Source organism: Amycolatopsis sp. NPDC051716 (genome assembly GCF_040681595.1).
In the GTDB taxonomy this organism is placed as follows: domain Bacteria; phylum Actinomycetota; class Actinomycetes; order Mycobacteriales; family Pseudonocardiaceae; genus Amycolatopsis.
In genome coordinates this window covers 64,198-89,448 of record NZ_JBFAZA010000003.1, presented here as the reverse complement: position 1 = coordinate 89,448, position 25,251 = coordinate 64,198, and the positions used below count along the sequence as shown (strand labels likewise).

20 protein-coding genes are annotated in these 25,251 nt (G+C 72.4%); 15 read left to right on the top strand and 5 right to left on the bottom strand.

Features of this window, described 5'->3' with window-relative positions; all coding sequences use genetic code 11:
• Positions 1–44: 44 nt before the first annotated feature.
• The 3 genes from AB0M30_RS04650 (at position 45) to AB0M30_RS04640 (ending at position 3,711) form a co-directional block, all read left to right on the top strand.
• Entirely contained in the window at positions 45–497 is a 453-nt protein-coding gene (locus tag AB0M30_RS04650) for a Fur family transcriptional regulator (RefSeq protein WP_364579812.1), read from the top strand.
• The gene (gene katG / locus AB0M30_RS04645; protein WP_364579809.1) at positions 494–2,767 is read left to right on the top strand and encodes a catalase/peroxidase HPI; all 2,274 of its coding nucleotides are present in this window, start codon (positions 494–496) and stop codon (positions 2,765–2,767) included. Before AB0M30_RS04650 ends, katG begins: the two co-directional genes overlap by 4 nt.
• Positions 2,768–2,946: 179 nt before the next feature.
• Positions 2,947–3,711 (top strand): polysaccharide lyase family 7 protein, encoded by a 765-nt coding sequence (locus tag AB0M30_RS04640; RefSeq protein ID WP_364579806.1) that lies wholly within the window; start codon positions 2,947–2,949, stop codon positions 3,709–3,711.
• Between the two features lie 36 nt (positions 3,712–3,747).
• Here AB0M30_RS04640 and AB0M30_RS04635 read toward each other — a convergent pair whose 3' ends face one another.
• Entirely contained in the window at positions 3,748–4,770 is a 1,023-nt protein-coding gene (locus AB0M30_RS04635) for an LLM class flavin-dependent oxidoreductase (RefSeq protein WP_364579804.1), read from the bottom strand.
• A gap of 128 nt (positions 4,771–4,898) precedes the next feature.
• On the opposite strand from AB0M30_RS04635, the gene AB0M30_RS04630 reads away from it, so the two are divergent.
• Positions 4,899–5,417 carry a hypothetical protein gene (locus AB0M30_RS04630; RefSeq protein WP_103338815.1) on the top strand — a complete coding sequence of 173 codons (519 nt, stop codon included), beginning with the start codon at positions 4,899–4,901 and terminating at the stop codon, positions 5,415–5,417.
• Positions 5,418–5,538: 121 nt separating this feature from the next.
• Positions 5,539–7,236, top strand: a complete 1,698-nt coding sequence (locus tag AB0M30_RS04625) for an alpha/beta fold hydrolase (RefSeq protein ID WP_364579801.1) — start codon at positions 5,539–5,541, stop codon at positions 7,234–7,236.
• Positions 7,237–7,499: 263 nt separating this feature from the next.
• Here AB0M30_RS04625 and AB0M30_RS04620 read toward each other — a convergent pair whose 3' ends face one another.
• Complete coding sequence (locus AB0M30_RS04620; protein WP_364579798.1) at positions 7,500–10,235, bottom strand: SpoIIE family protein phosphatase; 2,736 nt, start codon at positions 10,233–10,235, stop codon at positions 7,500–7,502.
• Between the two features lie 126 nt (positions 10,236–10,361).
• Positions 10,362–11,201, bottom strand: a complete 840-nt coding sequence (locus tag AB0M30_RS04615) for an NAD-dependent epimerase/dehydratase family protein (protein ID WP_364579796.1) — start codon at positions 11,199–11,201, stop codon at positions 10,362–10,364.
• 192 nt (positions 11,202–11,393) lie between these two features.
• Between AB0M30_RS04615 and AB0M30_RS04610 the strand changes: the two genes are divergently transcribed.
• The 6 genes from AB0M30_RS04610 (at position 11,394) to AB0M30_RS04585 (ending at position 19,603) form a co-directional block, all read left to right on the top strand.
• Complete coding sequence (locus tag AB0M30_RS04610) at positions 11,394–12,803, top strand: cellulase family glycosylhydrolase (RefSeq protein WP_364579793.1); 1,410 nt, start codon at positions 11,394–11,396, stop codon at positions 12,801–12,803.
• A gap of 113 nt (positions 12,804–12,916) precedes the next feature.
• Positions 12,917–13,276 carry a metalloregulator ArsR/SmtB family transcription factor gene (locus AB0M30_RS04605; RefSeq protein ID WP_360175572.1) on the top strand — a complete coding sequence of 120 codons (360 nt, stop codon included), beginning with the start codon at positions 12,917–12,919 and terminating at the stop codon, positions 13,274–13,276.
• Positions 13,273–13,761: an SRPBCC family protein gene (locus AB0M30_RS04600; protein ID WP_364579790.1), complete on the top strand. Its 489-nt coding sequence runs from the start codon at positions 13,273–13,275 to the stop codon at positions 13,759–13,761. Before AB0M30_RS04605 ends, AB0M30_RS04600 begins: the two co-directional genes overlap by 4 nt.
• Position 13,762: 1 nt before the next feature.
• Positions 13,763–14,323 carry a maleylpyruvate isomerase family mycothiol-dependent enzyme gene (locus AB0M30_RS04595; protein ID WP_364579788.1) on the top strand — a complete coding sequence of 187 codons (561 nt, stop codon included), beginning with the start codon at positions 13,763–13,765 and terminating at the stop codon, positions 14,321–14,323.
• Between the two features lie 189 nt (positions 14,324–14,512).
• Positions 14,513–17,545, top strand: a complete 3,033-nt coding sequence (locus AB0M30_RS04590; protein ID WP_364579786.1) for a discoidin domain-containing protein — start codon at positions 14,513–14,515, stop codon at positions 17,543–17,545.
• Between the two features lie 747 nt (positions 17,546–18,292).
• Positions 18,293–19,603, top strand: coding sequence for a cellulose binding domain-containing protein (locus tag AB0M30_RS04585; protein ID WP_364579783.1), 1,311 nt, complete (start codon positions 18,293–18,295; stop codon positions 19,601–19,603).
• 3 nt (positions 19,604–19,606) lie between these two features.
• Here AB0M30_RS04585 and AB0M30_RS04580 read toward each other — a convergent pair whose 3' ends face one another.
• The gene (locus AB0M30_RS04580; protein WP_364579781.1) at positions 19,607–20,359 is read right to left on the bottom strand and encodes an alpha/beta hydrolase; all 753 of its coding nucleotides are present in this window, start codon (positions 20,357–20,359) and stop codon (positions 19,607–19,609) included.
• The gene (locus tag AB0M30_RS04575; protein WP_103342219.1) at positions 20,359–20,727 is read right to left on the bottom strand and encodes a DUF1330 domain-containing protein; all 369 of its coding nucleotides are present in this window, start codon (positions 20,725–20,727) and stop codon (positions 20,359–20,361) included. The genes AB0M30_RS04580 and AB0M30_RS04575 overlap by 1 nt, the downstream gene beginning before the upstream one ends.
• 79 nt (positions 20,728–20,806) lie before the next feature.
• Between AB0M30_RS04575 and AB0M30_RS04570 the strand changes: the two genes are divergently transcribed.
• The 4 genes from AB0M30_RS04570 to AB0M30_RS04555 all read left to right on the top strand — a co-directional run bounded on the left by AB0M30_RS04570 (position 20,807) and on the right by AB0M30_RS04555 (position 25,248).
• Positions 20,807–21,406 carry a TetR/AcrR family transcriptional regulator gene (locus AB0M30_RS04570; RefSeq protein WP_364579778.1) on the top strand — a complete coding sequence of 200 codons (600 nt, stop codon included), beginning with the start codon at positions 20,807–20,809 and terminating at the stop codon, positions 21,404–21,406.
• Positions 21,407–21,439: 33 nt separating this feature from the next.
• Entirely contained in the window at positions 21,440–22,438 is a 999-nt protein-coding gene (locus AB0M30_RS04565) for a LacI family DNA-binding transcriptional regulator (RefSeq protein WP_364579775.1), read from the top strand.
• A 510-nt stretch (positions 22,439–22,948) separates the two neighbouring features.
• On the top strand, positions 22,949–24,295 hold the full coding sequence (locus tag AB0M30_RS04560; protein ID WP_364579772.1) for an extracellular solute-binding protein: 1,347 nt from the start codon (positions 22,949–22,951) through the stop codon (positions 24,293–24,295).
• A gap of 8 nt (positions 24,296–24,303) precedes the next feature.
• The gene (locus AB0M30_RS04555; protein WP_364579769.1) at positions 24,304–25,248 is read left to right on the top strand and encodes a sugar ABC transporter permease; all 945 of its coding nucleotides are present in this window, start codon (positions 24,304–24,306) and stop codon (positions 25,246–25,248) included.
• Positions 25,249–25,251: the final 3 nt, after the last annotated feature.

Genomic DNA, 25,251 nt, shown 5'->3' with positions numbered 1-25,251 from the left:
CCATAACTTGACTCATTCCAGAAAGCGCCCTAGGGTCGGCGGCGATGTCAGACTTCGAAGCGCAGCTGCGGGCGGTCTCGCTGCGGGTCACCCGGCCCCGGCTGGCCGTGCTGGCCGCGTTGCGCGACCATCCCCACGTCGACACCGAGACGGTGATCGAGCTGGTGCGGGCCGGGTACCCGGCGGTATCGCACCAGACGATCTACGACGTGTTGCGGGCGCTCACCGACACCGGGCTCATCCGGCGCATCCAGCCGGCCGGGGCGAACGCCCGCTACGAGACCCGGGTGGGTGACAACCACCACCACGTCGTGTGCCGTTCGTGCGGGGCGATAGCCGACGTCGAGTGCGCCGTCGGCCACACCCCCTGTCTCACCGCTTCGGACGACCACGGTTACGTGATCGACCAGGCGGAGGTCGTCTACTGGGGCACCTGCCCCGAGTGCGCGGCCGGACGCCCCCGAAATGATTCGCCGCTCCCGGAAGGAAGTAAATGAGCTCCACCCAGGACAACCCGTCCAGCGCGCAGGGCGTGGACAAGAAGGCGGCGGCCGGTTGCCCGGTCGCGCACGACTCGGTGACCTCGCACGGCAGCGAGAGCGAGAACCCGGCGATCGACTCGCCGAAGCCGAAGACTGGCGGACGTCCGCGCACGAACAAGGACTGGTGGCCCAACCAGCTCGACCTGTCGGTGCTGCACGCCCACTCCGCGAAGGGCAACCCGCTCGGCGAGAACTTCAGCTACGCCAAGGAGTTCGCGAAGCTCGACGTCGACGCCCTCAAGCGCGACATCACCGAGGTGCTCACCACCTCGCAGGACTGGTGGCCGGCCGACTTCGGGCACTACGGCGGCCTGATGATCCGCCTGAGCTGGCACGCCGCGGGCACCTACCGCATCCACGACGGCCGCGGCGGTGCCGGTGACGGCAACCAGCGCTTCGCCCCGCTCAACAGCTGGCCCGACAACGCCAACCTCGACAAGGCGCGCCGCCTGCTGTGGCCGGTCAAGCAGAAGTACGGCCAGAAGATCTCGTGGGCCGACCTGCTCGTGCTCGCCGGCAACGTCGCCCTGGAGTCGATGGGCTTCAAGACCTTCGGCTTCGGCTTCGGCCGGGTGGACGTCTGGGAGCCCGAGGAGATCATCTGGGGCCCCGAGGACGACTGGCTGGGCGACGAGCGCTACGTCAGCGACTCGGAGATGGCGCCCGAGGTCGGCGCGACCGAGATGGGGCTCATCTACGTCAACCCCGAAGGCCCCCGCGGCAGCGCGGACTTCGAGGCGGCGGCGCACTTCATCCGCGAGACCTTCGCCCGGATGGCGATGAACGACGAGGAGACCGTCGCCCTCATCGCCGGCGGCCACACCTTCGGCAAGACCCACGGCGCCGGGATCGCCGACGACCACGTCGGCCCGGAGCCCGAGGGCGCCCCGCTGGAGTCGCAGGGCCTCGGCTGGCTGAGCACGCACGGCAGCGGCAAGGGCCCGGACGCGATCACCAGCGGTCTCGAGGTGACCTGGACCGACAAGCCGACCGAGTGGAGCAACCGCTTCTTCGAGATCCTCTTCGGCTTCGAGTGGGAGCTCACCACGAGCCCCGGCGGCGCCAAGCAGTACGTCGCCAAGGACGCCCCGGAAATCATCCCGGACCCGTACGACCCGAACAAGAAGCACAAGCCGACGATGCTCACGACGGACCTGTCGCTGCGCTTCGACCCGGTCTACGGCCCGATCTCGCGCCGCTTCCTGGAGAACCCGGACGAGTTCGCGCTGGCCTTCGCCAAGGCCTGGTACAAGCTGCTGCACCGCGACATGGGCCCGGTCAGCCGCTTCCTGGGCCCGTGGGTCGCCGAGCCGCAGCTGTGGCAGGACCCGGTGCCCGCCGCCGAGGGCGACCTCGTGGGCGACGCCGACATCACCGCGCTCAAGGCGAAGGTGCTGGACTCCGGCCTTTCGGTTTCCGAGCTGGTTTCGACCGCGTGGGCGTCGGCCGCGAGCTTCCGCTCCACCGACAAGCGCGGTGGCGCGAACGGCGCCCGGATCCGCCTGGAGCCGCAGCGCAACTGGGAGGTCAACCAGCCCGAGCAGCTCGGCAAGGTCCTGGCGACCCTCGAGGGCATCCAGCGCGAGTTCAACGAGGCGGGCGGCGCGAAGATCTCGCTCGCCGACCTCATCGTGCTGGCCGGCTCGGCGGCCGTCGAGAAGGCGGCGCTCGACGCCGGCGTCGAGACGACCGTGCCGTTCCACCCGGGCCGCACCGACGCCTCGCAGGAGCAGACCGACGTCGACTCCTTCAAGGTGATGGAGCCGCGCGCCGACGGGTTCCGCAACTACCTGCGGGCCGGCGAGAAGCTGCAGCCGGAGGTGCTGCTCGTCGAGCGCGCCTACATGCTCGGCTTGTCCGCGCCCGAGATGACCGCCCTCGTCGGCGGCCTGCGGGTGCTGGGCACGAACCACGGCGGTGCCGCCCACGGCGTCCTCACCGACCAGCCGGGCGTGCTCTCAGGCGACTTCTTCGCCAACCTGCTCGCGCCGGGCACGAAGTGGAAGGCGTCGGAGTCGGCGGAGAACGTCTACGAGATCCGCGACGTCACGACCGACGAGGTCAAGTGGACCGCCACCGCGGTCGACCTCGTCTTCGGGTCGAACTCGCAGCTGCGGGCGCTGGCCGAGGTCTACGCCAGCGACGACGCTCGCGAAAAGTTCGTGGCCGACTTCATCGCCGCGTGGACGAAGGTCATGGAGCTCGACCGCTTCGACCTCGCCTGATCCACCCCCGCACGGGCCCGGCCGATCTCCGCGATCGGCCGGGCCCGTCCGTGCGCGCGGCGATCTTGACACCGGGGCGATCGCCGACCTACCGTGAGTCCACGCCGCCGGGTTGTCCAGACCATTTATTTCACGTCCGTGAACGAATGGTGCGTTCCACCGCGAAAGGACACCCAACGATGCGTGTGCGTGCTTTCCTCGCCCTCCTGGCGATCCCGGCGCTGGCCGTGGCCACCGCGTCCCCCGCGCTGGCGGCGGATCCGTCCGTGGCCCCGGGCGGCAACTTCGACCTCTCGGTCTGGCAGCTGCAGGAGCCGGTCGGCTCACCGGGCAGCCCGACGACCATCTCCTCGTCCCGGCTGCAGGGCCCGAACGGCTTTCAGGACAGCTACTTCTACACCGACACCCGCGACGGCGCGATGACCTTCTGGGCGCCGGAAAAGGGCGTCACGACGCCGAATTCGAACTACGCGCGCTCGGAGCTGCGCGAGATGAACCGCGACGGCTCCGCCGCGAACTGGTCATTGAGCGGGTCGCACAAGCTGAGCGCGACGCTGCGCGTGGTTTCGGTGACGTCGAACGTGTGCGTCGGCCAGGTGCACCTCGGCACCGGCGGCTCGTCGACGAAACCGCTGCTGGAGCTGTACTACCGGGCGAGCGGGGACATCGTGCTCGGCACCGAGAACTCCCCCGACGGCGGGCAGACGTCCCACACCGTCGGCCACGTCTCGGTCGGCAAGACGTGGACCTACACGATCGGGATTTCCGGCGGCACCACGATCGACCTGACGGTGAACGGCAGCACCACGCACTACGGCATCCCGTCGTCGTTCAAGGCGTACAAGCAGTACTTCAAGGCCGGCTCGTACAACCAGTCCTCTTCGAGCAGCACGACGAAGGGCGCGCGGGTCGCGTTCTACGGCCTCAACGTCTCCCACGGCTGATCGGAGACCGGCCCGGCCGCCACCGGGCCGTCCCCCTCAGCGCCAGCCCAGCTCCGGGGCCACGTGGGTGAGGATGCTCTCCAGCACGTGCGCGTTGTAGTCGACGCCGAGCTGGTTCGGGATCGTGAGCAGCAGCGTGTCCGCGGCCTGGACGGCCTCGTCCTCCTTGAGCTGCCGCACGAGCTCGTCGGGCTCCCCGGCGTAGGAGCGGCCGAAGATGGCCCGGGTGTTCTCGTCGATCATGCCGACCTGGTCGCGCGAGTGACGGTCGCGGCCGAAGTAGGCGCGGTCCTGGTCGTTCGTCAGCGCGAAAATGCTGCGGCTGACCGAAACCCGCGGCTCCCGCTCGTGCCCGGCTTCCGTCCACGCCTCGCGGTAGGCCTCGATCTGCTTGCGCTGCTGGACGTGCAGCGGCTCGCCCGTCTCGTCGTCCTTGAGCGTCGAGCTCTGCAGGTTCATGCCCAGCTTCGCCGCCCAGACGCTCGTCGCGTTCGAGCCGGAGCCCCACCAGATGCGGTCCCGCAGGCCCTCGGAGTGCGGTTCGAGCCGCAGCAGGCCCGGCGGGTTGGCGAACATCGGCCGCGGGTTCGGCTGGGCGAACCCCTCGCCCTCGAGCAGCTTGAGGAACACCTCGGTGTGCTGCCGGGCCATGTCGGCATCCGTCTCGCCCTCACCCGGGGCGTAGCCGAAGTACCGCCAGCCGTCGATCACCTGCTCGGGGGATCCCCGGCTGATGCCGAGCTGGAGCCGGCCGCCGGAGATGAGGTCCGCCGCGCCCGCGTCTTCGATCATGTAGAGCGGGTTCTCGTAGCGCATGTCGATCACGCCGGTGCCGATCTCGATCTTCGACGTCCGCGCGCCGATCGCGGCGAGCAGCGGGAACGGGCTCGCCGCCTGCTGCGCGAAGTGGTGCACGCGGAAGTAGGCGCCGTCCACGCCGAGCTCCTCGGCGGCCACCGCCAGGTCGATCGCCTGGTGCAGGAAGTCGGCGGCCGACCGGGTCTCGGAGTGCGCGCTCGCCGACCAGTGGCCGAACGAGAGGAAGCCAATCTTCTTCACACGACCTCAGACGTCCGGCGGCCGGGATTGATTCCCCGGTGTGAGCGGACCGACCGTCGCTCGTTCCGGTGAACCGGCGGCCGCCGCCGGTCCCGCCGGGTACCCCGCCGGAAACGAGGAGGAGACGCATGCCCGACAACGACCTCACCGGATTCCTGATCATCGGCCTGGTGTTCGTGGTGGCCGATGGCCAGGTGCTCTACCGCGGTGGCCGGCGCTACCTCAGCGGGCCGGACGGCGGGGAGGGGACCGGCTCGCTGGCGTGGATGGTGGTGACCGTCTTCCACCTCGTCTCCTTCGGCGTGCTCGCCCTGCTCTCCGTCGTCGGCCCGCAGTGGTCGGGTTCGACGGCCGCCCTGGTCGGCCGGCTCGGCATCTTCCTGCTGCTGATGGCCGTGGCCCACGTGCTCACGCTGGCCGTGCTCGCCCAGCGCCGGCAGGACCGGATCGTGGAGAACCACTTCCAGGACCGCGACGGCGAGCCGCGCGGCACCGAAACCTACGTCCGGCCGGCCACCGAGGTGGTCGTCGAGCCGGCCTCGACGGACCCGGCGTGGCGCCCCGCCGTCACCCCGGTGCCCGGCCAGGACGGCCCGCACCCGCGGATCAGCCCCGATCTCGGGAACCACGGCCCGTACCGCACCTGAGCCGCCCGGCCGCGTTCACCGGATCGAGCGTTCCCTGGCGCGATCCGCGGTCTTCGTGCTGCTTCTCCCCCACCGGGCGTGCTTGGATCTTCACGGCTGGTGCGTGAGGAAGGAAATTGCGGTGCGAACGTCCCGAGCAGGGCTGGCGGTGGCCGTCTCGGTCCTGGTGGCGGCCTCGGCGCCCGCCGCCGCGACCACGCCCGACCCGCTCGCGCCGTACCGGGGGCAGGAGGTCTCCTGGGGCGCGTGCCCGTTCAAGCAGCGGACAGGCCCGTCTCCGGTCGCACAGTGCGCGCGGATCACCGTCCCGCGGGACTGGGCGGCCCCGTCGGCCGGCACCGACCTGCAGGTGGCGATCAGCCGCGTGCCCGCGACCGGCAGCCGGCAGGGCGCGATCCTGGTGAACCCGGGCGGCCCCGGTGGCCAAGGCACTTCGCTCGCGGGCGCGCTGGCCGGCCTGGAACCGAAGCTGAACGAGCACTACGACATCGTCGGGATGGACCCCCGGGGCACCGGCCAGGAAGGCGGCACGGACGAGGGGTACGTGTGCCGGGTGCCGCTGGGGCGGCTGCCGCAGGACGACGACCTCGACGCCCGCGACCGCTCGGCGACCAGCATCGCGCTGCACCAGCGGACGCCGCGCGTGCTGGCCGAGGCGTGCCAGAGCGACGCGCTCGCGCCGTTCATCACCACCTGGCAGACCACCCACGACATGGACCTGATCCGCGCGCTGCTGGACGACGAGAAGCTGAACTACCTCGGCTTCTCCTACGGCACCTGGCTCGGCGCGAAGTACGCGTCGCTGTTCCCGGAGCAGGCCGGCAAGATGGTCCTCGACTCCAGCGTGAACTTCGAAGGCCGCCTCCAAGCCGCGTTCGAAGCGTTCCCGAAGATCGACCAGCGCCAGTTCGACCGCGTCTACGCGCCGTGGCTGGCCCGGCGGTTCCCGGAGCAGCTCGGCAAGACCGCCGCCGAAGTCCGCGTCAAGTGGGAACGGCTGCGGACCTTCTTCAAGGAAAAGGGCGTGCCACCCGACGTCTTCGACTCGGTCTTCGTCGGCAACGGCAGCCCCCGGCAGTGGCTGACCGGCGCGCTGGTCCTCACCAAGGGCGCGGCCGCGCTCGACGGCGCGGCCGCCGCCCCCGCGCCCGCGGCGCTGCGCACCGACCTCGACCGGGCTTCCCGGGCCGTCTTCGGCCTTCCGGCGGACCGGCTGACCGCGGCCGACGTGGCGGCGGACCCGCCGGAGCCCGACTACGCCGACGTCCCCGGTACCCGGCTGGCCGTGGCGTGCGGCGACCAGCCGACGCGGACCGCGAGCTGGTACAAGCTGCTCAGCGACCTGCAGGGGCCGGCTTACCCGCTGTTCGGCTGGGCGTACGGCCTCAGCGAGGCGTGCGGCTTCTGGTCCGACGCGCCCCAGCACCAGCTGCCGACACTCTCGCCGCGGGCCGCGAAGAACATCCTGGTCGTCCAGGGCGAGTTCGATCCGCAGACCGGCTACGAGCAGGCGGAGGCGGCGGCGCGCGCGGCCGGGATCCCGATGATCTCGGTGGCGGAGTCACCCTTCCACGGCCAGTACGCGGTCAGTGGCAATTCCTGTGTGGACGACCTGGTGAACGGCTTCTACCTCGGCGCCGGCCGCCCCGCGGCCACCATCTGCCCGGGTGTCCCGCTGCCCGGAGAGCACCAGGTGTTCCCGGTGCCGGGTCCGGCGGGCGAGCCGTCCCGGCCGGCGGCACCCGCGCCGCGGGACGCCAGTTCGAATGTCCGGGAACGGCTTCAGGACGACATCAGCGCGGTCAACCGGGGTCGCTGATCAGGTACGCCACCGCGGCGGCCGGTGCGGGCGGGAGCACGGCCGGTACGACGGCGGCCACGGCGGCGGCTCCAGGACGGCCGTCACCGGAGGCGCCGGCACGTCGAGCCCGGCCAGCGTGAGCGCCGCCGCGCCGCTCGGGTGCGCCCGGGAACCGGCGGCGTTCCGCTTCGAAACTTCAGGCGCCCGGTGACGTGGGCGGGAGCACGGCACGGCCGGTACGACGGCGGCCAAGTCATCCCCATGCGACCACGGTGCCACCGTTACGGCGCAACACTTTCCACCACGAACGCTCCGGACGGCGCCCCCACGAGGCCGGCGAGCTCGAGGATGCGCAGCGGCGCGGAAGCCGCGCTCGCCCGGGTCGTGACCGCCAGGCCGCGGCGCCGGGCCACCGCCGCGACGTCGAGCAGCAGGGCGATGCCGCAGCTGCTCAAGTAACGCAGTCCGGTCAGGTCGACGACCACGGACTCGACGGCCGTGGCTTCGACGCTGGCCAGGACGGCCGCCCGGACCTCGCCGATGGTCGCCAAATCGAGGTCGCCGGTCAGCTTCAACGCCAGGGGGCCCGGGCCGCCTTCGTCCACCGACACCGTGGCCGGGACCACGATTTCCGGTGCCACAGGCGGGCTTTCCGGCGCGGCGCCCGGCTCCGGCGCGATGCGGAACCGGACGGCGGTGCCCTCACCACCGTGGTCGATGCCGAATTCCTCGGACAGGGCCTTGATGATCCCGATGCCGCGGCCGCGGTGGCTGTTGTCCGCCGGCTCTCGCCGCCAGCGGCCGTCGTCGCGGACGAGGGCCTCGAGGCGGCCGTCCGCCGTGCGGGTCACCGAGTACGCCACCTCGCCCGGCTTCTCCGGGAAGGCGTGCTCGACGGAGTTCGCCACGGCCTCCCCCAGCGCGAGGCTCAGGTCCTGGTGGAGCTCCGCGGGCAGCCCGGCGAGCGCCGACCAGCGCGCGAGGTCCTCGCGCAGGCGCCGCAGCACGTCGGGCTCGGCGGCCGCGGAGCGCCGCAGGGGCGGGGGCACCAAGCGGATCGCCAGCAGGGCGACGTCGTCCTCCTGGCCGCTGTCGAGCAGGGCCGCGCCGATCGCGGTGACCAGCCGCTCCGGCGCGGCGGCGTGCGCGCGGGCGGCGGCTTCGCACAGCCGCCGCAGTCCTTCGTCGATCGGCTCGTCGCGCCGCTCGACGAGGCCGTCGGTGTACAGGAGCACCGAGGCGCCGGGCGCCAGCGTCACGGCGTGCTCGCGGTGGTGCGCCCGGTCCGGGCCGCCGAGCACGGCGCCGCCGCCCGACAGCAGCCGGGCGCCGCCCTCCTCGACGACCACCGGCGGCGGGTGCCCGGCCACCGCCCAGCGCAGTTCGCCGGTCTCCCAGTCGAGCGTGAGACACGCGCAGGTCGTGCCGGCCGCTCCCGCCGTGCGCGCCGCGAAGGCGTCCAGGCGGTCGAGGGCGGCGGCCGGGCCGTGGCCGTCGAGCAGGCTGCCGGCCAGCGCGCTGCGCAGCTGGCCCATCACCGCCGCCGCCTGTGGTCCCTTGCCTACGACGTCGCCGACGGACAATGCGACGCGGGTCGGCCCCACCGCCACCAGCTCGTACCAGTCCCCGCCGGTCTGGGCGTGCACGGCGGCCGGCTGGTAGCGGGCCGCGGCCGCGATCCGGGGCAGGGCGGGCAGTTCACGCGGCAGGAGGCTGCGCTGCAGCGTCTCGGCGATCTCGTGCTCACGCTGCAGCAGGAGTTCGCGCTCGGCTTCGCGCCGCCGGCGCTCGGTGACGTCGCGGCCGATCGCCTGCACGCCCGAGGGGGTGGCCTGGATGCTCAGCTCCAGCGCCATTTCCGTGCCGTCGGCCCGGCGCACGTGGTCGACTTCGCTGGTCTCCCGGACATCGCCCGGCCGGGCGATCAGCTGCCGCCACCGTTCGCCCCCGGCCTCGTCGAGCAGGGCGGTGATCGGCGTGCCGATCAGGTCCTCGCGCGCGTACCCGAGCAGTTCGCAGGCCGCGGGGTTGATCTCGGCGAACCGCAGGTCGCGGTCGAGCACCCAGATCGCGTCGGTGGCGCGTTCCACCAGCAGCCGGTGCCGTTGTTCGCTGTCCCGCAGGGCGCGGCCGGCGTGCGTGCGCTGGATGGACTCCCAGCACCGGCTCACGATGAGCTCGACCAGTTCGACCTCCGCGTCCGTCCACTCCCGGACCGTGGCCTGGTGCACGGCCATCGCCGCGACGAACCGGCCGCCGCGCAGCAGCGGTACGCAGATCACGGCGCGGATGCCGGTCACGCGGTAGGCGTCCAGGTCCGCCGGCTCGAGGCGGTCGTCGTGGCGGCTGTCGGCGACCACCCACGAGCGCCCGGCCCGCATCGCGCGCATGCAGCCGTCCCCGAACGCCGACATGGCGAAGCGGCCGGGCAGCGGCGGCAGACCGGTGGCGTGGTCCCCGCTCATCAGGAAGTGGTCTTCGTCGTCTTCCGCTTCGGCGTAGGCGCAGCGGTCCGCGCCGAGGTGTTCGCCGAGGCTGCGGGCCGCGTAGGCCATGACGTCCTCGGCGTCGTCCAGTTCCTGCAGGCCCCGTTCGAACTCGGCGAGGAACCGCTGCCGCTCCGCTTCGGACCGCCGTCCCGAGGCGTCCAGCAGCACGCCGCCGATCGCCTCGCCGCCCGGCCGCACCCGCCCGATTTCGTGGAGCCACACCACCCGGCCGTCGGCGGCCAGGGCGCGGTAGGTGATTTCGTAGCCGCCCTGGGCCTGGCCCGCCTCCCGGGCCCGCGCACAGTGGTCGCGGTCCTGCGGGTGGATCACCGAGAGGGCGAACCCGGGATCGGCCGCCCACGACTCGGGCGGGTGGCCCAGGAGGGTGCGCGAGGCATCGGAGACGAAGGAAAAGGCGCCGCTGCGGGCGTCGGCTTCCCACACGACGACGGGCAGGCCGTCGACGAGATCCCGCCACTCCTCCGGCTGCATGCTCCCCGGCTTCCCACGAACGTCGACCCGCCACACGGCTGGACACACCTTACGGAGCAGACGGCCGGTCCGCGACTCGCGGCCGAAATCCCTGGTGACGGGGTCAGACATCCGGGGCCGGACGCGCCGCGGCGGCCCGCCGGTGCTACCCGCGGCGCCCGCTCAGCCGCCGGCGAGCACCCGCACCGGATCCGGGTACCGCGGCTCCCAGCCCAGCTCCCGCCGCGCCTTGGCCGGGGTGAACTCCTGGTCGAGGGCGAACGCGTCGGCGACCGGGCCCATCTCGGCCCGCGCCTGCTCCAGCGTGATCGACGTCGTCTTCCCGGCCAAGCCGGCCGCGTGCGCACACGCCTCAGCCACTTCCTTCGCGGCCGGGTTCACTCCGCCCACCCCGACGTAGACCGACCCCGGTCCGGCCGACAACGCCGCCACGTACAACCGGGCGAGGTCGTCGACGTGGACCAGTGCCCAGTGGTTGGCCCCTTCGCCGATGTACGGGATCGCCCCGCGTTTGCGGCCCGGCTCGACGAAGAACGCGTCGATCAGCCGGTTTTCGCCGCCGTACAGCAGCCCGGGCCGCACGATCACCGGGTGGGCCGCCCGCGCCAGCACCGCGTCCTCCACCGGCTTGCGCCAGGCGACCACGGCCGGCGGGTTCCACGGCGCGGTTTCGTCCCGCAGCCCGCCGGTGTCGCCGTACACCCACGTGCCGCCGGTGTGCACGTACGGGCCACCGCCGCCCATCGCCCTCGCCGCGGCGAGGTCCTCCTCCCCCGAGGTCGCCTGGGCGAGGTGGATCACCGCCTCCGCCCGGGCGGCACCGCCGGCGAGGACGTCGAGATCGCCGAGCCCGCCGCGGACGGCGGTGGCCCCGGCCGCCGTAACGGCCGCCTCGGCGCGGTCGCTGCGGGCGAGCGCCTCGACGGCGTGCCCCGTCCGCACCAGTTCCGCGATCGTGGCCCGGCCGATGTAGCCGGACCCACCGGTCAGAAAGACCTTCATGCCTGCTCCTTTCGAATGCTCCCCCACTCTCCCGCCGGCGGGAGGGCCTCGTCCAAGACCTCTTCCGGCGCCGGTGATACCCGCAGGGCATCAGGGCGGGAAGTCTTGACGCGGACCGGCGCCGAATGTTCTCATTCCTGGGAGCGCTCCCAGCCTGGTGAAATCTTCGAACACCGGACCCAAGGGAGTTCAATGAAGCACTCCATCACCGCGCTGGCGGCCGCCGGCGCGACGGTTCTCGGCGGCACCGCCGTGCTGGCCATGCCCCAGGCCTCGGCCGCCGCGCAAGGCTGCCGCGTCGAGTACACCATCACCAACCAGTGGCAAGGCGGCTTCCAGGCCGGGGTGAAGGTCACCAACCTGGGTGACGCGATCACCGGCTGGCTGCTCCGGTTCACCTTCCCCGACGGCGGCCAGAAGGTCGCCCAGGGCTGGAACGCCACCTGGGCGCAGTCCGGCGCGATCGCCACCGCGGCCAACCCCGACTGGAACCGGACCCTCGCCACGGGTGCCACCACCGATCTCGGCTTCACCGGCACCACGACCGGCGCCAACCCGGTGCCGACGTCCTTCACCCTGAACGGCGTCACCTGTACCGGGTCGACGACGACCACCACCACACCCGCCACGCCCACGACCACCACTCCGACGACCACCACCACGCCCTCCCCCGGTGGCACGCCGCTCGCCGCCAACGGGCAGCTGCACGTCTGCGGCGTCCACCTGTGCAACGAGGCGAACCGCGCGATCCAGCTGCGCGGCATGAGCACGCACGGCCTCCAGTGGTTCGACTCCTGCTACAACGACGCGTCCCTGAACGCGCTCGCGAACGACTGGCACGCCGACCTGCTCCGCATCGCCATGTACGTCCAGGAAAAGGGCTACGAGACCAACCCGGCGTGGTTCACCGACCGGGTCAACAGTCTCGTCGGCGAAGCCGAGGAACGCGGGATGTACGCGATCGTCGACTTCCACACCCTCACCCCGGGCGATCCGAACTACAACCTCGACCGCGCCAAGACGTTCTTCGCGGCGGTGGCGGCGCGCAACGCGGCCAGGAAGAACGTGATCTACGAGATCGCCAACGAACCCAACGGCGTCAGCTGGGGCGCCATCAAGAGCTACGCCGAACAGGTCATCCCGGTGATCCGCGCCGCCGACCCGGACGCCGTCGTGATCGTCGGCACCCGCGGGTGGTCGTCACTCGGCGTCTCCGACGGCTCCAGCGAAACCGAGATCGTCAACAACCCGGTCAACGCCGCGAACATCATGTACACGTTCCACTTCTACGCCGCCAGCCACAAGGACAACTACCGCGCCACGGTGAGCCGGGCGGCGGCGAAGCTGCCGCTGTTCGTCACGGAGTTCGGCACGGTGACCGCGACCGGCGGCGGCGCCCTGGACCAGCAAAGCACCACGGCCTGGCTGGATCTGCTCGACCAGCTGCAGATCAGCTACGCGAACTGGACGTACTCCGACGCGGACGAAAGCAGTGCCGCGCTGCAACCGGGCACCTGCGCGGGCAGCGACTACGGCACCGGCCGGTTGACCGCGTCCGGCGCCCTGGTCCGGAGCCGCATCGACACGCCCGACCACTTCTGATCCACCGGGTGGGGGCTCCGCACGCGGAGCCCCCACCCTTCTCAACCATCAGGTTGACAACATCCCGGAGAGCACCTACGGTCTTGCTCAACCGAAGAGTTGAGGACGAACCGGTGGACGAAGACAGCGAACGGCTCAACCGGGTGTTCGCGGCACTGGCCGACCCGACGCGGCGCGATCTGGTGGCGCGGCTGGCCGGCGCGGACGCGACCGTGGGCGAGCTGGCCGAGCCGTACGACATGAGCCTGCAGGCGGTCTCCAAGCACGTGAAGGTGCTGGAGGAAGCCGGGCTGGTCACGCGCAGCAAGGACGCCCAGCGCCGTCCCGTCCACCTGGATGCCGAGGTGTTCGACCTGATGACCAAGTGGATCGAGCGGTACCGGCGGCAGGCCGAGGAGCGCTACCGGCGCCTCGACGCACTGCTGGGCCGCATGGCCGGCGAAGAAGCCCGGCCGCGAAAGGACGCGTCATGACCGCGACAACGCACGAAACCGAGATCCTGGCCGACGACAAGGTCCCGACGATCCGGCTCGTCCGGGACTTCGACGCCGCACCCGAGCAGGTGTTCCGCGCGCACATCGACCCCGAGCTGTACGCGCAGTGGGTCGGACCGCACTCGGTCACCACGAGGATCACGCGGTGGGACGCGCGCTCGGGCGGCGAGTGGGCCTTCGCCAACGACCGCGGCGGCGAGGAGATCGCCGCTTTCCACGGCAGCTTCCACGAAGTGCGGCCGGACGAGCGGATCGTGTGGACGTTCACCTACGACGGCGAGCCCGACGGCGTCGCCCTGGAAACGCTGACCCTGGAAGAAATCGAGGGCGGCCGCACCCGGCTGCGGGTGCTGAGCGTGGTGCCGGACTTCGCCACCCGGGACGGCATGCTGTCCAGCGGCATGGACGTCGGGATCAACGAGGGCTACGCCAAGCTCGACGCACTGCTCGCCAAGGAGGCGTGAAATGACAGCCACCGGACCCGCCCAGCGGCACGCGCAGGAAGCCGCCCGCTTCACGGAGCTGACGGAGTCGGCCTCGGCCGGCGATTGGACGCGCCCCAGCCCGGTCGCGGAGTGGACCGCCCTCGACGTGGTGCGGCACCTGGTCGAATGGCCGCGCGGATTCCTGCGGGGCGCCGGAATCGAACTCCCGGCGCTGACCGTCGACGCCGATCCGGCCGGCGCCTGGAAGCAGCACGTCGCCGACATCCAGGCCATCCTCGACGACCCGGCCGGGCGGGTGCTCAGCAACCCGCACACCGGCGACCGGCCGGTGGACGAGGCGATCGACCAGTTCTACACCAACGACGTCTGGATGCACTCCTGGGATCTCGCCAAGGCACTGGGCCGCGAGCCGGACCTCGGCGAGGAACGCTGCGCCGCCACGCTGGCCGGGATGCGGCCGATGGAGTCTTTGCTGCGCGACAGCGGGCAGTTCGGGCCGGCGGTGCCGGTCGCCGACGACGCTTCGGCGCAGGACCGGCTGATGGGCTTCCTCGGCCGCGACCCGGCCTGGCGCCCCTGAGCCTGCCGGGCTCCCCCGTCGCGGCGGACCGGCCGCGACGGAAGGCGACGGGATCACCCGGGCGGCCGATGGTCGGCCGCCCGGGTGGCCGGACCCTGGATACAACGTTGTAAAGCAGTATTTACAACGTTGTATCCGACCGGCTACCGTCTCCCTGCCCGGGTCCCCAGGAGCATGAGGAGCGACAGCATGCGCTCGCTTCGACGTCTGTGCACGGTCCTGACCACCACGGTCCTCGCGCTGTCCGCGGCCGCGGTCCCCGCGGCGGCCGGCCAGGCCGCCCCACCGCCGGTGTACCCCGATCCCGGGCCCGGGACGCACCTGCTCGACCACACCGCGAGGCTCGCCGGCTTCGGCGATCCCGGGTGGTACGAGGCCAACATCCCGTTCGTCGACCTGCCGGACAAGGCGATCGAAGACACCTACTACTACCGGTGGCGCACTTACAAGGAAGCCCTCAAGTACACCGGCCCGGACGACGGCTGGATCGTCTCCGAATTCCTCGGCCCGGTCGGGTACTCCGCTCCCGGCGGCGGGATCGACGCCGCCGCCGGGCACCACCTCTACGAAGGGCGGTGGCTGCGCGACCACCGGTACCTCGACGACTACGTCGACTACTGGCTGCGCGGCAGCGGCGCGGGCGCCAAGCCGGCGACCGACGGCCTCAACGAGAACACCACCGACTGGGCCCACGAATACTCGTTCTGGGCCGCCGACGCCGTGCTCGCCCGGGCCGCCGTCGACGGCCGCTGGGACTTCGCCGTCGACCGGCTCCCCGAACTGCAGCGGCAGTGGGCCGCCTGGGCGCCCCAGTTCGACCCGAAACTCGGCCTCTACTGGCAGGTTCCGGTCTGGGACGCCATGGAGTACACCGCGAGTTCCTACCAGAGCCCGGACCCCTACCACGGCGGCGCCGGGTTCCGCCCGACGCTCAACGCCTACCAGTACGGTGACGCGCAGGCCATCGCGAGCCTGCTGCGCCGGCGCGGCGCACCCGGCGACCGGCAGCTCGCCGACCGGTACGAGCGGGATGCCCGCTCCCTGCAGGCGAACCAGGACCGCGTCCTGTGGGACGGCGGCGACCAGTTCTACAAGCACGTCATGCGGGACGGCAACCCCGCGCGCACCAAGATCGCGGACCGGGAAGAAATGGGCTACGTGCCCTGGTACTTCCACATGGCCCCGGCCGGTGCCGCCGCCGCGTGGGCGCAGGTGACCGACCCGGCGGGCTTCGCGGCCCCCTTCGGGCCCACCACCGTCGAACGGCGGAGCCCGTGGTTCATGCACGACGTGCAGCAGGGGTGCTGCCGCTGGTCGGGTCCGAGCTGGCCCTACGCGACGAGCCAGACCCTCACCGCGCTGGCGAACCTGCTCACCGACTATCCCCCGCAGCCCTACGTCTCCACGCAGGACTACTACGCCCTGCTGCGCGGGTACGCCCTCACCCAGCGCAAGAACGGCGCGCCCTACGTCGCCGAAGCGCACTACCCCGACGAAGACCGCTGGCTCTACGACTCCCCCGGGCACAGCGACGACTACAACCACTCGACGTTCGACGACCTCGTGCTGTCCGGGCTGCTCGGCATCCGGCCCCAGCAGGGCGACCACGTCCGGCTCGCGCCGCTCGTTCCGTCCACTTGGGACCAGTTCGCCGTCGAGAACGTGCCCTACCACGGCCGGAACCTGACCGTCGCCTGGGACCGTGACGGCCACGTCTACCGGCAGGGGGCCGGCTTGAGCGTCTGGCTGGACGGCAAGCTCGTGCTCCGCCAGAGCGGCCTGACGCCGGTCGACGTGCCGGTGCGCCCCGGCAAGGCGACCGGCACCGCTCCCGTCGTCGACGACCTGGCGAACCCGGCCCGCACCGGCTACCCGGCGGCGTCCGCGTCCTCCACCTGGCACGCGGACAGCCCGGCGAACGCGATCGACGGCCAGGACTTCGACCTCGACGTCCCGTCGACGCGCTGGACGAACTACGGCAGCCCGAACCGCAGCGACTGGCTGGCCGTCGACCTCGGCGCGGCCACCGACGTCTCCGACGTCCGGATCTCCTTCTACGACGACGGTGGCGGCGTCCGCACGCCGGACTCCTACGCCCTGCAGTACCGCACCGCCGACGGGACGTGGGCCGATCTCCCCGGCCAGCAACGGGATCCCGGCACGCCGGTGCGGGGCAAGCCGAACCGCGTCCTCGTCCAGCCGCCGGTCCGCACCGACGGGCTCCGCGTCCTGCCGTCCAGAGTGGACGGTGGCGCGGTCGGGATCACGGCGGTGCAGGCGTGGCGCGCCGAGGACGAGCGGCTCGACGTCCGGCTCCCCGACGGCCCGGTGAGCGTGCGACCCGGGCAGCCGGTCGAGATCAGCGGCACGGTCGGCAGCTCGCAGGCGATGACCGTCCGGCCCACGCTCACCCTGCCGCGGGGCTGGACGGCCCAGCCGATCGGCCCGGCCGGCGACCTCCGGCTCACGCCGGGCCGGCCCGTGCCGCTGCGATGGCGCGTGACGGCCCCCGCCGACACGCCGGTGGGCACCCAGGCCCCGGTGCGGCTGCTGGTCGGCACGCTCGACCACGGCACCCCGGTGCGCAGCACCGCGGACCTCGTGCGGGCGGAGGTCGTCTTCGATCCGGCCGATTTCGGCACGCCGGTCTGGGACGACGACTTCAGCGGAAACCAGCTGAAGCCGTACCGGATCGGCGCGCGGTTCGGGGAACCGGTGCCCGAACTGAGCCAGGCCGACGGTGCTCTGGTCGCGTCCGCGAGCCGGCAGTCGTCCGCCGTGCTCGTGGCGCCGGTGCCCGCCCCGGCCGGCGATTTCGCGGTGCTTCTCGAACCCCGCGCCTTCGCCGGCGGCGCACCGGAGGACAGCGTGCTCCTCGGCCGCGCCGACGGGCCCGACGATCTCGCCCTGGCCTGGTACAACAACCACTTCGGCACGTCCGGCGCGGACGTGCGCGCGGGCGGGCGCGACTACGGCGACGACGTGACCGGCGGGTGCTGCACCGCGGTCACCTGGGCACCGGGCGACCGGTTCGCCGTCGTGGCCGACCACCGGGGCGGCCTGACGAGCTGGCTGGGCCACCAGGGCCGGTGGCAGCTGCTGCGCACGATCCCGGCCGGCACAGCGGTCGGCACCGGCTGGTCGCCCGCGATCGGGCTGCGGCTGACCACGGGGCGGCTCACCCTCGACCGGCTGACCGTCGTGGCCCGCGGGCCGGCGTAACGACGAGGAGGCAAGCAGCGTCGGCGGCCGCTGCTGCGCATGATCCCGGCCGGCTCACCCGGCTTTCCGGGGGATCCCGGGGGCGGAGCCCCGGTTTCGGCACAGCGGTCGCCGCCGGCTGGTCGCCCGCGATCGGGCTGCGACTGACCACCGGGCGGCTGACCCTCGACTGGCTGACCGTCGTGGCCCGCGGGCCGGCGTAACGACGAGGAGGCAAGCAGCGTCGGCGGCAACTGCTGCGCACGATCCCGGCCGGCTCATCCGGCTTTCCGGGGGATCCCGGGGGCGGAGCCCCGGTTTCGGCACAGCGGTCGCCACCGGCTGGTCGCCCGCGATCGGGCTGCGGCTGACCACCGGGCGGCTGACCCTCGACCGGCTGACCGTCGTGGCCCGCGGGCCGGCGTAACGACGAGGAGGCAAGCAGCGCCGGCGGCCGCTGCTGCGCACGATCCCGGCCGGCTCACCCGGCCCTTCCAGGGGATCCGGGTGGCGGAGCCCCCGGCCCGGGGCGGAGCCCCGGTTTCGGCACAGCGGTCGCCGCCGGCTGGTCGCCCGCGATCGGGCTGCGGCTGACCACGGGCCGGCTCACCCTCGACCGGCTGACCGTCGTGGCCCGCGGGCCGGCGTAACGACGAGGAGGCGATTGACAAACGGCGGACGCGCGGGGACTCTGGGAGCGCTTCCAGACATCGCCGCCCGGGGCTGCTCGTCCGCCGGTCGCGGTGACCGAAGGCGGAAGGAGAGTCCATGGGATCCGCCTCCCGCCGGATGGCCGCGCGCCCGGGTGTGCTCGCCGTGATCGCCGTCCTCGTCGTGACCGTTTCCCTGCTGTGGCCGTGGAAGTCGGGTGCCGCACCGGCTACCCCGATCACCGGCAACGCCACCCACTTCGACGCGCTCGGCGCCCCCTACGGCGGCTGCGGCCTGCCGCAGGACGTGCTCGATTCGCCCGATTTCGTCGCCCTCAACGTCTACAACACCCCCGGCGACTACGGCTTCTACCCGCGGCCGATCCCGCCGTCCCAGGCCGCGAAGATCGGCCTGTGGGACAACGGCCGCAACTGCGGGCGGTTCGTGCAGGTCACCATCGGCGACTACTGCACCGGCGTCAACGACGGCGCGCCGGGACAACCGTTCTGCCGCAACGGGTCCTGGGTGACCGACGGCTACGCCGGCGCCCAACTGACCATGGTCGTGGCCGACAGCTGCGGCGACTCGAACGCCTGGTGCCGCGACGATCCCGGGCACCTCGACCTGTCGACCGCGTCGCTCAACCGGTTCGTGAAGAACGGCGTCCCGGTCGGCGACATGAACCCCGCGCACTGGAACAACCGGCGGATTTCGTGGTCCTACGTGGCCGCCCCGAGCTACACCGGCGACCTGAAACTCGGCTTCCTCCAGGGCGCGCAGCGGTATTGGACGGCCATCGCCGTGTCGCACCTGCCCAACGGCGTCCACGGCGTGGAGTTCCTCGGCGCGGACGGCAGCTGGCAGCAGGCGCAGCCGGACAGCGACCTGGGGCAGGCCTTCATCATCGGCCCGACCGCCACGGCGGGCACCGCGTACGCGATCCGGGTCCGGGACGCGAGTGACGCGCTCGTCAACGACGGCCGCGTGTACCGATTCACGTTGCCGGACCAATGCCTTTCGGGCTGCGGGGCCGCCTACACCGGCATCAGCTACACGACCGGGACCAGCACTCCCACCACGACGCCGACGACGCCGACTACGTCCACCACGCCGACCACTCCGGCCGGAACGTCCTGCAGCGCGACCTCCGCGGTCACGTCTTCGTGGAACGGCGGCCACCAGCTGGAGTTCACCGTCAAGAACACCGGCTCCACCGCGCTGTCCGGCTGGACCACGGCGTTCTCGTTCGCGGGCACCCAGCAGGTGACCAACTCCTGGAACGCCGTGCCCACCCAGACCGGCCAGCAGGTGCGGGCGGCCAACGCGACCTACAACGGGACCCTGGCCGCCGGAGCGACGACGACCTGGGGCGCCGTCGTCACCGGCACGTCCCAGCCGCTGGCCGGCCTGGCCTGCACCGCCCGCTGATCCTCAGCGGACGGTCGCCCAGAACCCGGTCAGCGCCGCGGCGGCGCGGGCCGGGTCGTGGGTCATCCACCAGTGGCCCAGGCCGTCGAGGACGGCGACCCGGGCCCCGGCGCGGGCGGCCGCCCGGCGGCGTTGCGCCTCGGTGCCGACGACGTGGTCGGCCGTGGCCAGGATGGCGAGCCCCGGCCGGGCCGCCGCGTTTTCGAGCGGCAACCCGAGACCGTGCGCACCCGTCGCGGCGGCGGCCCGGTACAGGGTGAGCACCGCCCGGCCCATCGCCTCGTTCTGCCCCGCCGCGACGCGGGCCGCGACCGCCTGCGCCATCCCGCGTTCCACCAGCGCCGCCGTGCGCTCTTCGGCCGCGGCACCGAACCGCGCCGCGACGTCGGCCTCGCCGGCGCCCGGGGTCTGCCAGCGGCGGGCGAATTCGTGCCACTCGTAGTCCGGGTCGAAGGCGCCGAGCGTGTCGCTGACCCAGCTGCGGACCAGGTGCGGGTGGCCCAGCACGACGTTGACGACGTGCGTGCCACCGAAGTCGTGGCCCACCAGGTCGACTGGCTCGCCGAAGGCCGCCAGCGCACCGGCCAGCCAGTCCCGGTAGCCGGCCGGGGTGGCGTCGAACCCGTCGGGCAGGGGCGCGCCGAAACCGGGCGGCGACAGGCAGACGAGATCGGACCGCGACGGCGCGAGCTCGGCCAGCAGCAGGTCCCAGACCGCCGCCGTCTCCGGGTTGCCGTGGACGAACACCGCGGGCATCAGCCCGCCACCGGCGTCGTCGGCTGCAGCACCGATTCCACCAGCGCCTCGGTGCGCAGGTGGGTGATGGCCTGGTACTCGGGGTCGCGGATCATGGCCGCGAACGCCCGCCGGTCCGGGTAGCGCACCAAGACCACCATGTCCCAGGCCTGCCCGTCCTCGGCGACCAGCGCCGGATCGCCGTTGCCGAGGTAGAGCACCTGCAGGCCGTAGCGGGGGTTGAGTTCGGCGCCGACGGCTTCGGCGTAGCGCTGGTAGCTTTCGCGGCCGCCGTCCGGGCGGAACCGCAGCAGGTTGAGCATCACGACCGGGCCGCCGGGGTCGTCGGCGAGCAGGGCGTCGAGGGCGCGGTCTTCGATTTCGATCATCAGAACCTCCTGGGGTCTTCGCCGCCACCCTACACATACTTGTCGGACGACACGCAAGTTAGCTTGCTAGGCTGCGTTCATGCCCACCGCACGCCGCACCCAGCAGGAACGCCGCGACCAGGCCGAAACCGCGCTCCTGACCGCCGCCGCCGAGCTCGTCGTCGAGCAGGGCGTGCGCTCGCTGACCCTCGCCCGCGTCGGCGAACGCGCCGGGTACAGCCGCGGCATCGTCACCCACCACTTCGGCGGGAAGCAGGCGCTGGTCGAACGGCTGGCGCGGGCCACGCAAGCCGGGTTCGTCCCGGGCCTCGAAGACCTGCCGCCCGGTCTCGACCGCCTGCTGCGGCTGATCGACGGCTACCTCGGCGAGCTCGGCCGGATCGGCGTGTTCAACCAGGCTTTCCTGCTGCTGTGGGCGGAAGCCGCCACCCAGCCGGAGCTGGCCCCGATCTTCCGCGAGCGGGACGCCGCCTTCCGCGCCGACCTGCGGGAAGACGTCGAAGCCGGCATCGCGGACGGCAGCATCGACCCCGGCGCCGGCGCGGGCGAGGTCGCGACCGCCGTGGTCGGGCAGCTGCGCGGGATCGCGCTGCAGCGGCTGCTCGACCCGGGCAGTGCCGACACCGAGGCGCTGCGCCGGAGCGTCACCGCCCAGTGGCGCCGGACCCTGACCCCTTAGGCTCGGCGTCTGACCGCGGAGGGAGGTGACGGTGTGACGGAACGCGGGCGGCTGCCGCGCGTCAAGCGCGTGACGATCGAGGACGTGGCCCGGGAAGCCGGCGTGGGGCGGCAGACGGTTTCGCGTGCCCTGCGCGATCTGCCGGAGATCGCCCCGGACACCCGCGAGCGCGTGCTGGCGGCGGCGACCCGGCTGGGCTACCGGCCGAGCGCGCTGGCGAAGGGCATGCGCACCCAGCGATCGGACGTCATCGCCCTGATCGTCTCCGACATCGCGAACCCCTTCTACCCGGCGGTGGCGCGCGGGGTGTACGACGCGGCGGAGGCGGCCGGCTGCAGCGTCGTGCTGTACAACACCGACGCCGACCCGGGCCGCGAACGCGACGCCATCGAGGACGCGCTGGCCCGCTCCGCGCGTGGCGTCGTCGGCTTCTTCTACGGCACGCCCGACGACGTCCTGGCCGACTACGCGCGCTCGGTCCCGCTGGTGGTCGCCGACCGGGAGCTGCCGACGGAGGTGGCGGCCTCGGTGAGCAACGACTTCGCGACCGGCACCGCGGCCGCCGTCGAACTACTCGCCCGCCGGCCGCACGCGTGCCTCGGCATGCTGGACAGCTCGGTCGGCGTCGCGGTCGACGAGCGGCGGCTGGCGTTCGTCACGGCGTGCGCGGCGCTGGGCTTCGGCGACGTCTCGGCCCGGATCATCCAGGGCCCGCCGACCATCCCGGGCGGCACCGAAGCGACCCGCCGGCTGCTTTCGGCGTGGCCGGAGGTCAACGGCATCTTCGCGTTCAACGACCTGATGGGCATCGGGGCGGTCCAGGCGGTCCTCGCCCGCGGGGGCGCGGTGCCGCGGGACTGCGCGGTGGTCGGCTTCGACGACCTGGAGATGTCGGCGTACCTGAACCCGCCGCTGAGCACGGTCCGGATCCACAAGTACGACCACGGCCAGGCCCTGGTCCGGGCCCTGCTGGCGGACACCGCCGACCGGATTTCGCTGCCGGTTTCGTTGATCACCCGCGCGACCGCCTGAGTCGAATCCGTCGAGGAGTGCCCCTTGACGGGGTCCCGCCGAGGTGCGCATACTCCCCGGGAGCAGCGGCCGGGAACATTCCCGGGAACGTTCCCGACAACCGGATGGACAGGAGACAACGGCATGGGCGCAGGCACGCCGAGGGCCCTGGGCTCGCCTCTGTCGCCGGTCCGCCCTGCGCCGGGTAGGCGCCTCGCCGGGGCCGCCTTCGAAGAGCACCTCGCCCCCGCGGACCGCGGTGGGCGCCCCGACGGGGAGCCACTGCACGAAGGCCGGCCCGCTCGCGCGAACCTCGGCTCGTGGCCCGGCGGCGCACTGCCGCCCGCGAGCCGGCCCACCCGATTCCCCGGCCACCACCGGCCCCTGGTCCACAGTGTTCGCCCGGTTCCGCGAGGCCATACACCCGCCGAGCCGCCGCTCCCCTGCCCCGTCCCCGATGTCCGGCGCACCACGCCGGGCCTCGGCTGAAGCTGAACCGAAGCCGCCGCCCCCTCGAAAGGACCGAACGCAATGGTGCGTACCTCTCCCCCGACGACACGGCTCCGCCGGCTGGGCGCCGCCGTGGCCGTGCTCGCCCTGGTGACCTCCGGCTGCGGCTCCGCCGACTCCGCCGCCCCGGCCGCCGCGGCCTGTGCGCCTTCGGGCGGCAAGGTCGAGCTGTCGTTCTGGTCCTGGCTACCCGGCATCGACCAGGCGGTCGCCCTGTGGAACCAGGGGCACCCCGACATCCACGTCACCGTCGAACAGACGCCGCAAGGCAACCAGGGCACCTACAACAAGATGTTCACCGCGCTGAAGGCGAACCAGGCGCCGGACCTCGGGCAGGTCGAGTTCGACTCGCTGCCCGGTTTCCGCGTCCAGCAGGGCCTGCGGGACATCTCGGCCTGCCCCGGCGTCTCGGACGCGAAGCCGAAGTTCGTGGACTGGACCTGGGCGCAGGCCTCGGTGGGCGGCGACGGCGTCTTCGCCATCCCGCAGGACACCGGCCCGATGGGCTTGTTCTACCGCAAGGACCTGTTCGAGAAGTACCACGTGCCGGTGCCGACGACCTGGGACGAGTACGCCGAGGCCGCGAAGACCCTGCACGCCGCGGACCCCGGCCTCACGATCACGCACTTCCCGCAGAAGGACGTCAACTGGTTCGCCGGTCTCGTCTGGCAGGCGGGCGGCCACTGGTTCACCCAGGACGGGCAGCAGTGGAAGGTGAACCTGACCGACCCCGCGTCCACCAAGGTCGCCGGCTACTGGCAGAACCTGCTTTCGCAGGGCCTGGTCTCGAACTACCAGGGCTTCTCCGAGTCCTGGAACAAGGCGCTCGACTCCGGCCAGATCGCCACCTGGACCGGCGCCGTCTGGGGTGTCGGCACGATCGCGAAGGCCGCCCCCTCGACCGCCGGTAAGTGGGCCGTGGCGCCGCTGCCGCAGTGGACCAAGGGCGAGCAGCGCTCCGGCAACTGGGGTGGCTCGACCACCGCGGTGTTCGCCGGGACCAAGCACCCGGCCGAAGCGGCGCAGTTCGCGCTGTGGCTCAACAGCGACCCGCAGGCCCTGGCCATCCTGACCGCCCAGGGCGGCATCTTCCCCGCCACCGTCGCCGCCCAGGAGTCGGCGAAGACGTCGCCGGAAAACACGCAGTTCTTCGGCGGCCAGGACGTCGACGCGGTGTTCCGCGACGCGGGCAAGGGTGTCAGCCAGGACTTCACCTGGGGACCGTCGATGGAGCAGACCTACGCGCACGTCCGCGACGGCTTCGGTGCCGCGCTGTCCGGTTCCGGGACGCTCGGCAAGGCGCTCTCCGATGCCGGCGCGGCGACGATCACCGACCTGCAACGCCAGTCCATCCCCGTGGCGAAGTAGGGCAGGCGATGGTTGTCGCAGCGTCCCGGACCGCCGCCGGCGCGCCACCCCGCCCCCGGGTGGCGCGCCGGCGGGGGGCGAGCAGCAGCGCCCGCGCCGCTTGGCTGCTGCTCACCCCGTTCCTGCTCGGGTTCGCGGTGTTCTACGTGGCCCCGATCGTCGTGGCCCTGGTGAAGAGCTTCACCGCCGTCACCCGGACCTCCACCTACGGCCGTCCCGTCGAGGTGTTCGCCGGCCTGGGCAACTACACCGCGGCCCTGGGCGACGCCGGGTTCGTCGGCTCGGTCGGGCGGGTCCTGCTGTTCGGCGTCATCCAGATCCCGGTCATGCTCGGCCTCGCGCTGCTCCTGGCGCTGGCGCTGGACTCGGCGGTCGTGCGGCTGCGGCGGTTCTTCCGGCTGGCGTTCTTCCTGCCGTACGCGGTGCCCGGCGTGATCGCCGCGGTGATGTGGGGCTTCTTCTACGCCCCCAACCTGTCGCCGGTCAACCAGCTGCTCGACCCGATCGGGATCCACCCGGACCTGTTGTCCGGCACCGTGATCCTGTACTCGATCGCGAACATCGTCACCTGGACGTTCACCGGTTACAACATGCTGATCCTCTATTCGTCGCTGCAGGCGATCCCGCCCCAGCTCTACGAAGCGGCCCGGCTGGACGGCGCGTCCGGCTGGGCGATCGCGTGGCGGATCAAGGTGCCGATCATCGCGCCGTCGCTGGTGCTGACCGGGGTCTTCTCCATCATCGGCACGTTCCAGCTGTTCACCGAACCCCAGGTGATGGCGGGAGTTTCGAGTGCGGTTTCGTCGTCCTATACCCCGTCGATGGCCGCGTACGCCCAGATTTCCGCCCAGAACTACGGCCTCGGCGCCGCGATGAGCGTGCTCGTCACGCTGCTCATCGCGGTCCTGTCGTGGCTGTTCTTCCGGATCACCCGCGCGAGGGCCGCCCTGTGACCA

Excerpts from the sequence above, each read along its gene's own strand:
- katG (WP_364579809.1), top strand. The coding sequence starts at position 494 with ATGAGCTCCACCCAGGACAACCCGTCCAGCGCGCAGGGCGTGGACAAG.
- AB0M30_RS04580 (WP_364579781.1), bottom strand. The coding sequence starts at position 20,359 with ATGCCCGCGGTGTTCGTCCACGGCAACCCGGAGACGGCGGCGGTCTGG.
- AB0M30_RS04640 (WP_364579806.1), top strand. The coding sequence starts at position 2,947 with ATGCGTGTGCGTGCTTTCCTCGCCCTCCTGGCGATCCCGGCGCTGGCC.
- AB0M30_RS04590 (WP_364579786.1), top strand. The coding sequence starts at position 14,513 with ATGCGCTCGCTTCGACGTCTGTGCACGGTCCTGACCACCACGGTCCTC.
- AB0M30_RS04600 (WP_364579790.1), top strand. The coding sequence starts at position 13,273 with ATGACCGCGACAACGCACGAAACCGAGATCCTGGCCGACGACAAGGTC.
- AB0M30_RS04595 (WP_364579788.1), top strand. The coding sequence starts at position 13,763 with ATGACAGCCACCGGACCCGCCCAGCGGCACGCGCAGGAAGCCGCCCGC.
- AB0M30_RS04555 (WP_364579769.1), top strand. The coding sequence starts at position 24,304 with ATGGTTGTCGCAGCGTCCCGGACCGCCGCCGGCGCGCCACCCCGCCCC.
- AB0M30_RS04570 (WP_364579778.1), top strand. The coding sequence starts at position 20,807 with ATGCCCACCGCACGCCGCACCCAGCAGGAACGCCGCGACCAGGCCGAA.
- AB0M30_RS04575 (WP_103342219.1), bottom strand. The coding sequence starts at position 20,727 with ATGATCGAAATCGAAGACCGCGCCCTCGACGCCCTGCTCGCCGACGAC.
- AB0M30_RS04615 (WP_364579796.1), bottom strand. The coding sequence starts at position 11,201 with ATGAAGGTCTTTCTGACCGGTGGGTCCGGCTACATCGGCCGGGCCACG.
- AB0M30_RS04560 (WP_364579772.1), top strand. The coding sequence starts at position 22,949 with ATGGTGCGTACCTCTCCCCCGACGACACGGCTCCGCCGGCTGGGCGCC.
- AB0M30_RS04610 (WP_364579793.1), top strand. The coding sequence starts at position 11,394 with ATGAAGCACTCCATCACCGCGCTGGCGGCCGCCGGCGCGACGGTTCTC.
- AB0M30_RS04585 (WP_364579783.1), top strand. The coding sequence starts at position 18,293 with ATGGGATCCGCCTCCCGCCGGATGGCCGCGCGCCCGGGTGTGCTCGCC.
- AB0M30_RS04650 (WP_364579812.1), top strand. The coding sequence starts at position 45 with ATGTCAGACTTCGAAGCGCAGCTGCGGGCGGTCTCGCTGCGGGTCACC.
- AB0M30_RS04630 (WP_103338815.1), top strand. The coding sequence starts at position 4,899 with ATGCCCGACAACGACCTCACCGGATTCCTGATCATCGGCCTGGTGTTC.